Below are 12,429 nucleotides of genomic sequence, written 5' to 3'. Positions count from 1 at the left end.
TTATTTTGATTATTGACAATTTCGTTATGAAATGCGATTATTAAAACGTAATAATTACGATTTAGGAGAGAAGAAAATGATTAAGAAAAGTTTAATGTTAGTCTTTATCAGTATTTTAACGTTGTCACTTGTAGCTTGTGGAACATCCAATAGCGGTAGTGATAAAGATAAAAAATCAGAGCACAATGAAAAACTTGAGGTAAAAACGACAGTATATCCGCTTAAATCGTTCGCACAACAAATTGGTGGTAAATACGTCCATGTTGAATCAGTCTATCCGAATGGAATGGATCCACATACATATGAACCGAGTCAAAAACAAATGGTGGATATTGGTAAATCAGATTTATTTGTATATACGGGGGATAATCTAGACCCAGTCGCTAAAAAAATTGCAAATGCAATAAATGATAAAAATAAAACATTATCATTAGAATCATCTTTAAATAAAACCGATTTATTAAAAGGCGAAGAGGATGAACATGAACACGGTGAGCACGAAGAACACGAAGAACATGAGCATCATCATGGTAAATATGATCCTCATGTTTGGTTAGATCCTGTATTAAGTCAACAATTTGCGAAAGATATAAAGGATGAATTAGTTAAAAAAGATGCTAAACATAAAGATGACTATGAAAAGAATTATAAAAAATTAGTTAGTGATTTGAAAAAATTAGATAAAGATATGAAAGATGCTGTTAAAGGTCAAGAAGGAAAAACAGTATATATTTCACATGATTCTATCGGTTATTTAGCTGATCGCTATGGCTTTAAGCAAGAAGGCATCGAAAATATGAATGCTGAAGAACCAAGTCAAAAAGATCTTACAACTATTGTAAAACAAATTAAAGAGGATAAGGTAAACTATATTCTAGCTGAAGAAAATGTGTCGAATAAAGTTGCAGATACGGTTAGAAAAGAAACACATGCAAAAACAATTTCATTTTATAATATGGGTTCTCATACTAAACAACAAGACAATGACAGTAATACGTATCAATCATTTATGAAGAAAAATATTAAAGCGATTGAAAAAGCATTAAAAAATGAATCTTAAAATTAAAGTATATTAAAGTAAAGAAGTAAGATATGAAGATCAAGTCAATTCTGTCTTACTTCTTTTTTATAGACTTCCTTTTTCAGAAAAAAGTGGTATATTGAATTTAAATAATATGTAGGACATTATTTATTATTTTTAAGAAGTAAGACTTTATCACTAATAGATTGGAAGGAGACAGCGTCATGAATATTTATAAACTGCGTTACCAACACCATAAAGACATTGTAGATGACAATATTTTAACGGTATTTGTATTGGCAAAAAATGAAGAAGATGTAAGAAAATTTGCGAAAACGGTAAATTACAAAGTTGAAGAGGTTAAACACACAACATATGAAGCTTATGAAGAAGCTAAAGCAAAAGGTGAAACGTATCGCCTTGAACATGCAGATACATATATTAGCTAAGTCTGTATAACTAAAAATGATAACTAAGGATAAATATCGATGAGTATAATGTTACACTCAAAACTTCTTTTTGCATAAAAAATGAATGTAATCATGCAAAGAGAAGTTTTTTTATGTATTATTATCTAACTTTTTTAAAAATTCTAAAGAAATTGATTTTAAAAAAATGTATAATATCTATTATGACTTTAAGAGGGAAACGAGGAAAGACAATGAAACAGAAACTTACATTTAAAGAGAATCTCTTTATTGGGTCGATGCTTTTTGGTTTGTTCTTTGGAGCAGGAAACTTAATTTTTCCACTTCATCTAGGACAAATGGCAGGCGCGAACGTATTACTTGCGAATTTAGGATTTTTAATTACAGCAATCGGTTTACCGTTCTTAGGAATTATTGCTATTGGTATATCTAAGACGAACGGTGTATTTGCAATTTCTTCACGCGTAAGTAAAATTTATGCATACATATTTACGATTGGTCTTTATCTTGTTATTGGACCCTTCTTTGCTTTACCAAGACTTGCAACAACATCATATGAAATTGCGTTTTCACCATTTGTTTCTCCAAGCAGTGGAAAATGGATTTTACCTGTCTTCAGTATGTTGTTCTTTGTTGTGGCTTGGTTCTTTGCACGTAAACCCTCTAAAATCTTAGACTATATTGGTAAGTTCTTAAATCCAGTTTTTTTGATTTTATTAGGTATCGTAGTCGTACTTGCATTGATTCACCCAATGGGCGGTATGAGTCAAGCACCAATAAGTCCTGACTACAATAAGAGTGTGTTATTAAAAGGTTTTATCGATGGATATAATACATTGGATGCACTGGCATCACTAGCATTTGGAATCATTATTGTAACAACTATTAAAAAATTAGGTATTACAAACCCTAATGATATCGCTAAAGAAACAGTGAAATCGGGAGCCATTAGCATTATTGGCATGGGTGTCATCTACACACTTCTTGCAGTAATGGGAACAATGAGTCTTGGGGAGTTTAAAGTAAGTGAAAATGGGGGCATTGCCCTTGCACAAATTGCCCAACATTATTTAGGTGATTTCGGAATTATTGTTTTATCACTTATTATTATTGTAGCTTGTTTAAAAACGGCAATTGGTTTAATTACAGCATTTTCAGAAACATTTACAGAACTATTTCCTAAAACGAACTACATTGTATTAGCCACTATTGTTAGTGTATTAGCGTTTATATTTGCGAATGTCGGATTAACAAAAATTATTATGTACTCATTACCCGTATTAATGTTTATTTATCCATTAGCCATTACACTTATTTTATTAACATTAGTAAGCCATTTATTTAATAACTCGCCAATTGTGTACCGCTTTACTACATTATTTACAGTGATTGCTGCATTTTTTGATGGTATTAAAGCGAGTCCAGAACCTTTTGTGAAAACGAACTTCGCACAATCATTAATCGGTTTTGCTGAGAACTATTTACCATTCTTTGATATTGGTATGGGATGGATTGTCCCAGCATTAATTGGATTTATTATCGGACTTATTATCTATAAAGTTCGTGGCAACAAACACGAAGTTCAAGCATAATTAAGCCATTTACTATAAGCTATAAGAAGTTGAAATCATACGATCTTATAGCTTATTTTTTATATTTTTAAAGGTATAAATATATTTATAAAATGTATTAAAATGAAGATAATAATGATTTTGAGGAGAAATAAAGATGGACTATAAGATAGATAAAACATGGGCAATCTTTTATAAAGCCTTAGCGCATAAATTGTTAGAATATCAAAATTGTCGTGATCAATTGATTGAGAAAATACGAGAACTTTATATTAACACTCAAATCAATATGCCTAAATTAGAAATTAATAATGAAATTATAGATATGGATCCATTTACTGTGTTTGGATTATTTAATAAGAGTTCTATGACTAAAAAAAATAGAATTAAAATTATAGAAGAAATGGCCAAACTATTTGATGTGAAAGCAGATATACCACGAAATTTTGATGGTATTCCGACAGTGATGAATTTACGTGCTACATTTTATAATTTTAAGAATGATCGTGAAGCACAAGACATTGAAAATTTATGGTCGTTGTTTGAAATTGCTTTATTGTATTCATCAGATAAAAGCGAAGATAATGAAAATAACTTTAAGAGAAAATTTAATCAAGTGATGGCTCAGCCTGGAATAGGTATGGGTAAGTTAACCAGTGGATTATTTTGGATTGATTCTGACACATTTGCCAATTTAGATTCTCGGGCGATTTGGTATATTTTTGAAGAAAGTGAGATCAGTACAAAGTACATCAATTTTGAGGTTAACTTAAAACAATCATTAACTGCGACTACGTATTTAATGATGATTGAAAAATTAAAATTATTTTTAAAAGATGATAACTATTTGAATGATTTTATTGATTTAAGTTATGAAGCATGGCGCAAATCAAAGGAAGTCAAGCAAAGCTCAAAAGTAAAAGATATCGATGCAGATAAGGGTTTAGAAGTCGTGAATTATTGGATTTATTCTCCAAAACCACAAGATGTTGATTTTGCTTCTTTTATTGAGAATGGAGAAATGTCTATTGGATATAACGAATTAGAAGATTTCTCGAAATATGCATCTAAAGAAGAGATTAATCAAAAATTACAACAATTGAACCATAATCAGCATCATTATATTCATACGGTTAATGCCATATGGGAATTTAGTAAAGAAATGAAGCCTGGGGATATTGTATATGTGAAAAAAGGACAGACTGATATTGTAGGATGGGGCGTTGTTTCATCAAATCATCAATATAAAAATGATAAAAATATCATTCAGCTTGTTTGGAAGGAGAAAGGAAACTGGAAGATTCCAATAAAAACATTAAATAAGACGCTCACTAAAATTACGCCATATAGTGAAACGATTCGGAAATTTAATGAGTTATTTTCAGTTGAACATTCTGATGGATTGGTTGCTACACAAACGACTTATCCCGTTTATACAGCAGAACAATTCTTAGACGACGTATTTATGAATGAAGAAGACTATGACACGCTTGTACAATTAATGAGAAGAAAAAAGAATGTCATCTTACAAGGACCACCAGGTGTAGGTAAAACATATGCATCTAAACGATTGGCTTATTCAATGATGGGGGTTAAAGATAAAGAACGTGTGAAACTTGTACAATTTCATCAAAGCTATTCATATGAAGATTTTGTGATGGGTTATCGTCCTACTGAAACTGGCTTTGAATTGCGTACGGGTGCGTTTTACAATTTCTGTAAGCAAGCAGAAGAAGATAGTGAGAAAGACTATGTCTTTATTATCGATGAAATTAATCGTGGCAATTTAAGTAAGATATTTGGTGAATTGTTTATGTTAATTGAAAACGATAAGAGAGAAATGGAAATAGAATTACTTTATGCAGATGAGAAGTTCTGTGTTCCAGATAATGTTTATATTATTGGTATGATGAATACAGCAGATCGAAGCTTAGCCATGCTTGATTATGCACTACGACGTCGATTTGCATTTTTTGATATGAAACCTGCCTTTGAAACCATACAGTTTAAACAATATCAAGAAAATTTAAAAAATCCGCAATTTGAAGCATTAATTGATGCCATTGAAGCATTGAATGTCGACATTCGAGAAGATGATATGTTAGGTGAGGGGTTCGTCATTGGTCATAGTTATTTTAGCAATATAGTTAATGTCACAGAATCTGAATTATCTAATATTATTGAATTCGAAATTATTCCATTATTAAAAGAATATTGGTTTGACGAGCCTTCAAAAGTGGGTATTTGGAAGGTACGTTTAAGGGATGCGATTCAATGATTAACATTCATAATATTTATTATATGTTGTCTTATGCGTTTACAGTTTTGAATAAGAAAGGCTATCAACATATAGCAACAGAATCATTTAATAATGTGGCAGATTTGTATAGTGCACTCCTCATTAAAGGCGTATCGAGTCAATTAAAATATGGTCTTCAACATGACTATTTAGAACACAACGACTCGCTTAATGTGATACGAGGAAAGATTAATGTCACAGCATCCATACAACAAGGAACAATGATGCATAAACAGTTAAATTGCACGTATGATGAATTTTCAATTAATACGTATATGAATCAAATTCTAAAAACAACAATGCTTAATGTTCTAAAATTAGATATTTCGCGCACACGTAAAAAAGCGTTAAAACGACTGCTGATATATTTTGAACACGTAGATATATTAGATTATCGACATATTGATTGGCAGTTACGATTTGATCGTCATCACGAAACATATCGTATGTTAATGGCTATTTGTTACCTTGTTACGCAAGGACGAATTCAGTCAGAAAGAAGCGGTTCAAGAGAAACGATGATGTTCGAAGATGAACAACAGATGGCGCGTTTATATGAACGGTTTGTTAGGGCTTATTATAAAAAGGAATTTCCACAGTTAAAAGTCACCGCGTCTCATATTCCATGGGCCATTGATGATGATCATCGTCACATGTTACCGACAATGAGAAGTGATGTCATGCTAACTTATGGTACGCAATGCTTAATCATTGATACGAAATATTATACGTCTACGTTACAACAGTATTTTGATACAAAAACGATTCATTCTGGAAATTTATATCAAATATTTGCGTATGTAAAAAATGAAGCACTTCATTTAAAACCAAAGCAGATAAATGTTGCGGGGATGTTACTGTATGCGAAAACAGATGAACAACTTGTACCTGATAATACGTTTCAGATGAGTGGCAATACGATTAGTGTAAAAACATTGGATTTAAATCAAGATTTTATTCATATTGCTAAACAACTGGATAATATCGTATATAATTATTTTAAGATATAAAATAGTTAGTATATATTGTAAAATTTCAACAATTCATATACAATATATGCAAATTAAAATGATAATTTTAACTTATAACAAAGGGGTTAATGACAATGAAACACATGCATTTATCCGTTTTAGCTTATAGTACAGGTCTACATCCTGCCTCTTGGAGACTACCACATTCATATGTTGAAGAAGTTGGAGATATTAATTTTCAAATTAAGTTAGCGAAATTAGCTGAACAAGGTAAACTGGATGCATTCTTCTTAGGTGATGGTCAATATATTTCTGGAGAAGAAACGGGACATATCTCTTATTATTTTGAACCACTAACGGCGCTTGCTGCAATTTCACGTGAAACACATTCAATTGGTTTGATAGGTACCATTTCTTCTTCTTTTTATGAACCTTATCTTGCAGCACGTATGCTTTCAAGTTTACATCAAATATCTCATGGGCGTATTGGGGCAAATATTGTAACATCTCAATTTGATTTAGAAGCACAAAACTATTCGATGCAAGCTTTACCACATCTTGAAAAACGATATGAACGAGCAGATGAATTTATCAATGTAATGAAAAAATTATGGGAGTCATTTACGGTAGAGGCTATCGTTAATCACAAAGACTCAGGGATTGGCTTAAACCATCAGTGTATTCATCCACTTCATTATCAAGGAAAGTATTTTCAAGTTGCCGGAGCTATTAACATTCCAACACCAAAATATGGTCGACCACGTTTATTTCAAGCAGGAACTTCCATTCCAGGTCGTGATTTAGCAGTACGACACGTGGATGCTATTTTTTCAATTGCATGGAATTTACAAGATGGCCAACAGTTCAGACAAGACATTCATCAACGTGCCATGGAAGCAAATCGTCAACCCCCTCTTGTATTACCAGGTCTCACCGTTTATGTTGATGAGAATGAAGAGGATGCTTATAAACTTAAGCAACAATTAGATGATATGATTCCACTTGAAAAACGCAAAAAACAATTATCTAAAGCCATTGGTCTAGATATAAGTGAATGGAAACTAGATGAAGTCGTACCATCATTACCACCTTATGATGCGTTAGAGAAAAAAGTTGTAAAATCTGTGTATGAAGCTGTACAGCGTGCTGTTATGACCGAACACCTTACCTTACGAGATGTATTAGATCGATTTGGTACTTGGGTAGGACATAAAACGATAGTGGGGACACCGGAACAAGTAGCGGATGAAATGATTGAATGGTTTGAAAAAGGAGCGTGCGATGGTTTTATGTTAATGTCACCAACCTATCCAAACGCATTTGAAAAATTTATTGATTTAGTCATTCCAGTTCTTCAAGCGCGTGGCGTGTTTAGAAAAGAATATGAAAGCCATATGTTAAAAGATCATTTAAATATAAATACAGAGAAACTATAATTAAGCTTCTCTTTTATTTAATAGATATCATTAAAAAAGACTTCCTCCATTAGGGGGAAGTCTAAAATGTTCTTTATATTATTCCATTTTAACTTTCGCTTTGTCTGATTCTTTTTTATATTTTTGATACATAATCCAAAGAATAATTGCCCATACGGGTATAAATAATACTCCAATTCTAGTTGAACTGTTAATTAATAAGATAATAAAGATAAATGCGAAGAAAGCTAGAATCGCAAATGCCATATATTTTCCACCAGGCATTTTGAACTTACTATCTTTGTGTAATTCAGGATTACGTTTGACATAATTTAGATAGGCAATCATGATAAGTGTCCAAATTAAAATATTCAATACTGTTGAAAATATCGTAATTTGCACGAACACTTTTGTTGCATCTTTAAATATTGCATTTAAAATAACTGAAATACTTAATAAGCCGCATGTAACTAAAATAGCATAGTGAGGTACACCATGTTTATTTGTTTTATGCAAGAATGGTGGGCCTTGTTTACGACCTGCTAAACCGTACATTGTACGACTATTTGCGAAAATACCACTATTACATGATGAAGCAGCTGCTGTTAAAACGACAAAGTTAATAATACCGGCAGCAAATGGAATACCAATTAATCCGAATAATTTAACATATGGACTGTCTGCTGGGTTTAGTTTATCCCAAGGTACTACAGACATAATCACTGCTAATGAGCCAATATAGAAAATTAAAATACGCGCAGGTACATTGTTAATTGCTTGAGGAATCGTTTTGTGTGGGTTTTTAGTTTCTCCAGCTGTAATTCCGATTAACTCAATACCAATAAACGAAAAGATAGCCATTTGGAATGCCATCAAGAACCCTTGAATACCATTCGGGAAAAATCCACCTCTAGACCAAAGGTTCGTTACACTGGCTTGCCCGTAAGAGGTTTTCATTCCAAGCACAATCATCACAATACCAACAATGATTAAGGCTACAATTGTTATCACTTTAATAATTGACAGCCAGAATTCTAACTCTCCAAATAGCTTTGCACTGAATAAGTTCAAAGCGACTAATACTAAGATAGTAAATGCCGCTGTTAGCCAGTTTGGTACTGTTGGATACCAATATGAAACATATTTAGCAACTGCTGTCACTTCTGCCATGCCTGAAATAATCCAAGTTAACCAATACGTCCATCCGACCATAAATCCAGCAATTGGTCCAATATAATGATGGGCGATATCCCCAAATGATTTGAATCCTAAATTCGATAAGAGGATTTCTCCCATTGCTCTCATAAACATAAATAATACAAAACCGACAATAACATAAGTCAATAAAATAGACGGTCCGGCTAAATGTACAGATTCACCTGATCCAAGGAACAATCCTGTACCAATTGCGCCACCAATAGCGATAAGTTGAATATGTCTATTACTTAACTCTCTTTGCAGTTTATCTTCTGCCATAATTTTCTTCCCTTTCATGAGTAACCTTATGACTGAAACTTTATGACTGAATCCATTACCCTTTGTTATAACATAAATAATTTTTTAAAACTTCAAATTATTTAATTTGTTAAGTTTAAGAATACCCTATTTAGTTAATATTAATCAAATAATAGTTTAATAGATAAGTGTTAATACATTATTAAATATAGTTAATAATGTATTAAATTGAGTATCTTTTTAAATCTATAAGCAAATTACTTCTCTTTATTTTCAATTTATTTAATAATCTAAGTTACGTAATTAAAATATGAAAGTAGGGAAATGAATGAACGATTTTAACGAAATATTAGAAAGTAGAAAATCTGTTAAAGGATTTGATCCAAATTATAAAATTCCACATGAAGAAATGAATGAAATCATTAGCAAGGCAACAAAAGCACCTTCATCAGTGAATATGCAGCCATGGCGTTTTGTTGTTGTAGAAAGTGATGAAGCGAAAGCAAAATTACGCCCGTTAATTCGATTTAATACATCACAAAATGATACATCTTCAGCGATGATTGTTATTTTTGGTGATTTACAATGTTATGAGGAAGGCGAATTCATCTATAACAAAGCAGTTGAAGAAGGATATATGCCTCAAGAAGTAAAAGACCAAATGTTACCTTTTGTAATGGATACTTACAAAAATAGTTCACGTGAAGTTATGAGTGACATCGTAAAAGTGGATAGTAGTTTAGCTGCGATGCAATTAATGCTAGTTGCAAAACAATATGGTTATGATACGAACCCTATCGGTGGTTTTGAGCATGACAAAATTGGCGAAGCATTCGGATATGATTTAGAACGTTACGTTCCAGTGTTAATCGTTGCGATTGGTAAGAAAGAAAAGGAACCTCATACATCATATAGAATGCCAGTTGATAAGGTAGTAGATTATCAATAATTAAAGTTTAATATAAAATATTAAAAAATATATTTTCATAAACGATTATAAAAGAAAGTTCTTTAAATAAAAATTTATGGGAATATATTTTTTCTTTAAAATGATTAATTCTTTTATAAATGGGAATAACTAACTATATTCGGTAATATGGAAACAATGTACATAACGATGTATTTACGATACTAATCTATATCTAGGAGAGATAAGTATGGATCAATCAAATGAAAACAAAAAACAACAACAATTAGATGAGTTAAGAAAAAATAATAATGGCACAGCAATGACTACCAATAGTGGTATGAAAGTAAGTGAAGATGAACATTCATTGACAGTTGGAGATAGAGGTCCTACTTTATTAGAAGACTTCCATTTCCGTGAAAAAATGATGCACTTTGACCATGAACGTATTCCTGAACGTGTGGTACACGCACGTGGATTTGGTGCACATGGTGAATTCCAAGTGTATGAAGATTTAAGTGAATATACAAGTGCTGATTTCTTAACACACCCTGAAAAAACAACACCTGTCTTTGTGCGTTTTTCTACTGTACAAGGTTCTAAAGGGTCTCCAGATACAGTACGTGACATTCGTGGTTTTGCTACTAAATTCTATACTGATGAAGGTAACTTCGATTTAGTAGGTAACAACGCACCTGTATTCTTTATTCAAGATGCAATTAAATTCCCTGACTTCGTACATGCATTAAAACCAGAACCACATAATGAAATGCCACAAGGTGGTTCAGCGCACGATACATTCTGGGATTTCATTGGTCAAAATCCTGAATCTATGCATGCAGTATTCTGGGCAATGAGTGATAGAGGTATTCCTAAAAACTTCCGTCAACAAGAAGGTTTTGGTGTACACACATTTAGACTTGTAAATAAAGAAGGTCAATCTTACTTTGTTAAATTCCATTGGAAACCTAAACAAGGTTTAGAAAGCTTAGTATGGGATGAAGCACAAATCTTACATGGTAAAGACATTGATTTCCATCGTAAAGATTTATATGAATCAATTGATAAAGGTGACTATCCTGAATGGGAATTAGGCTTACAAATTATCAAACCTGAACAAGAATTTGACTTTGATTTTGATATTTTAGATCCAACTAAATTATGGCCAGAAGATCAAGTACCTGTGAAAATCGTTGGTAAAATGACGTTGAACCGTAATGTAGATAACGTCTTTGCAGAAACTGAACAAGTTGCGTTCCACCCTGCACATATTGTTCCAGGTATTGATTTCTCTAATGACCCACTATTACAAGGTCGTTTATTCTCTTACACAGATACACAAATTTCTCGTCTTGGCGGACCAAACTTTAACCAAATTCCTATTAACCGCCCAGTTGCAGACGTTCATAATAATCAACGCGATGCAATGCATCAATCATATATTCATCAAGGTCAAACAGCCTACCATAAAAATGGCTTGAACAATAATGACCCTCATACGACACCTAAAGAACAAGGTGGTTTCGAGCATTATCATGAAAAAGTAGAAGGTTATAAAGTACGTCAACGCAGTGATAGCTTCAAAGATTACTATACTCAAGCTAAATTATATAAAAACAGCTTAACTGAAGCAGAACAGCAACATTTAGCTGATGCATTTTCATTTGAAATTGGTAAATGTAAATCACCAGAAGTAAAACAAAATGCTGTTAATCAAATTAATAAAGTTGATCGTAAATTAGCTGAATACGTGGCAAACAATGTAGGTGTAGAAGTTCCAGCAGAAAACGAAGAAGTGCAATCAGATGCTAAAGATAGCCAATTAACATTAGAAAAATTTGATATCCCATTAAAAGGACACTCTGTAGCAGTGCTTGTAAATGGTGATATTAGCGCTGAAACATTAAAATCATATGCAGAAGTATTTGTTAACAACGACTTAAACTATGCATTTGTTGGACAAACAGCTAAAAACCTTAATGATGACGAAATTGGTATTACTGAAACTTATAGCACAGCAAGTTCAACAGTATTTGATAGTGTAATCGTTCTTTCAGACGGCAAAGAAATATTACCAGATGCTATAGATTTTGTTGAAATGAGCTATAATCATAAAAAACCTGTTGTAATCACTGAAGAAGCGAAAAATGTATTACAAAGCAATCGTATTGATTTAGATGCGCCTGGTGTTGTAGTATCTAGTGAACCACAAGCTATCCTTGACGCATTCAAACGTTACAGATATTTCGATAGAAAATAAGAAATGATTTTTTGAAAAAGCCTGAGACACAATGCGTTGTCTTAGGCTTTTTTAATATATTGGCAGTCGATGATTGAATTGAACATGCGTTGGTTCCAAATT

9 protein-coding genes are annotated in these 12,429 nt (G+C 32.3%); 8 read left to right on the top strand and 1 reads right to left on the bottom strand.

Going from position 1 to position 12,429, the window contains the following annotated elements; translation table 11 throughout:
- Positions 1-76 precede the first annotated feature (76 nt).
- The 6 genes from HMPREF2953_RS10510 to HMPREF2953_RS10485 all read left to right on the top strand — a co-directional run bounded on the left by HMPREF2953_RS10510 (position 77) and on the right by HMPREF2953_RS10485 (position 7,726).
- On the top strand, positions 77-1,060 hold the full coding sequence (locus HMPREF2953_RS10510) for a metal ABC transporter solute-binding protein, Zn/Mn family (protein ID WP_070673312.1): 984 nt from the start codon (positions 77-79) through the stop codon (positions 1,058-1,060).
- Positions 1,061-1,245: 185 nt separating this feature from the next.
- Complete coding sequence (locus tag HMPREF2953_RS10505; protein ID WP_070673310.1) at positions 1,246-1,470, top strand: hypothetical protein; 225 nt, start codon at positions 1,246-1,248, stop codon at positions 1,468-1,470.
- Between the two features lie 212 nt (positions 1,471-1,682).
- Positions 1,683-3,041: a branched-chain amino acid transport system II carrier protein gene (gene brnQ, locus HMPREF2953_RS10500; RefSeq protein WP_070673308.1), complete on the top strand. Its 1,359-nt coding sequence runs from the start codon at positions 1,683-1,685 to the stop codon at positions 3,039-3,041.
- Positions 3,042-3,177: 136 nt separating this feature from the next.
- Positions 3,178-5,298, top strand: coding sequence for an AAA family ATPase (locus HMPREF2953_RS10495; RefSeq protein ID WP_070673307.1), 2,121 nt, complete (start codon positions 3,178-3,180; stop codon positions 5,296-5,298).
- A complete protein-coding gene (gene mcrC, locus HMPREF2953_RS10490; RefSeq protein ID WP_070673305.1) occupies positions 5,295-6,329 on the top strand; it encodes a 5-methylcytosine-specific restriction endonuclease system specificity protein McrC in 1,035 nt (344 codons plus the stop codon). The genes HMPREF2953_RS10495 and mcrC overlap by 4 nt, the downstream gene beginning before the upstream one ends.
- A gap of 95 nt (positions 6,330-6,424) precedes the next feature.
- Positions 6,425-7,726, top strand: a complete 1,302-nt coding sequence (locus HMPREF2953_RS10485; RefSeq protein WP_070673303.1) for an NtaA/DmoA family FMN-dependent monooxygenase — start codon at positions 6,425-6,427, stop codon at positions 7,724-7,726.
- Positions 7,727-7,804: 78 nt separating this feature from the next.
- On the opposite strand, the gene HMPREF2953_RS10480 is transcribed toward HMPREF2953_RS10485, so the two are convergent.
- The gene (locus HMPREF2953_RS10480; RefSeq protein ID WP_049335269.1) at positions 7,805-9,181 is read right to left on the bottom strand and encodes an amino acid permease; all 1,377 of its coding nucleotides are present in this window, start codon (positions 9,179-9,181) and stop codon (positions 7,805-7,807) included.
- 307 nt (positions 9,182-9,488) lie between these two features.
- Here HMPREF2953_RS10480 and HMPREF2953_RS10475 point away from each other — a divergent pair, with 307 nt between their 5' ends.
- Together HMPREF2953_RS10475 and HMPREF2953_RS10470 are read left to right on the top strand one after the other, a co-directional pair.
- Entirely contained in the window at positions 9,489-10,109 is a 621-nt protein-coding gene (locus HMPREF2953_RS10475; protein ID WP_070673301.1) for a nitroreductase family protein, read from the top strand.
- Between the two features lie 208 nt (positions 10,110-10,317).
- Entirely contained in the window at positions 10,318-12,327 is a 2,010-nt protein-coding gene (locus HMPREF2953_RS10470) for a catalase (protein ID WP_070673294.1), read from the top strand.
- The last annotated feature ends 102 nt before the right edge of the window (positions 12,328-12,429 follow it).

Origin of the sequence: Staphylococcus sp. HMSC072E01, assembly GCF_001814125.1 — a bacterium.
GTDB classification, from domain to species: domain Bacteria; phylum Bacillota; class Bacilli; order Staphylococcales; family Staphylococcaceae; genus Staphylococcus; species Staphylococcus hominis.
Note: the sequence above shows the minus strand (reverse complement) of the source record. Positions and strands in the feature narration are given on the sequence as shown.

Bases quoted from the DNA above. Each gene is read 5' to 3' on its own strand.
- HMPREF2953_RS10510 (WP_070673312.1), top strand. From the start codon at position 77: ATGATTAAGAAAAGTTTAATGTTAGTCTTTATCAGTATTTTAACGTTG.
- HMPREF2953_RS10505 (WP_070673310.1), top strand. From the start codon at position 1,246: ATGAATATTTATAAACTGCGTTACCAACACCATAAAGACATTGTAGAT.
- brnQ (WP_070673308.1), top strand. From the start codon at position 1,683: ATGAAACAGAAACTTACATTTAAAGAGAATCTCTTTATTGGGTCGATG.
- HMPREF2953_RS10495 (WP_070673307.1), top strand. From the start codon at position 3,178: ATGGACTATAAGATAGATAAAACATGGGCAATCTTTTATAAAGCCTTA.
- mcrC (WP_070673305.1), top strand. From the start codon at position 5,295: ATGATTAACATTCATAATATTTATTATATGTTGTCTTATGCGTTTACA.
- HMPREF2953_RS10485 (WP_070673303.1), top strand. From the start codon at position 6,425: ATGAAACACATGCATTTATCCGTTTTAGCTTATAGTACAGGTCTACAT.
- HMPREF2953_RS10480 (WP_049335269.1), bottom strand. From the start codon at position 9,181: ATGGCAGAAGATAAACTGCAAAGAGAGTTAAGTAATAGACATATTCAA.
- HMPREF2953_RS10475 (WP_070673301.1), top strand. From the start codon at position 9,489: ATGAACGATTTTAACGAAATATTAGAAAGTAGAAAATCTGTTAAAGGA.
- HMPREF2953_RS10470 (WP_070673294.1), top strand. From the start codon at position 10,318: ATGGATCAATCAAATGAAAACAAAAAACAACAACAATTAGATGAGTTA.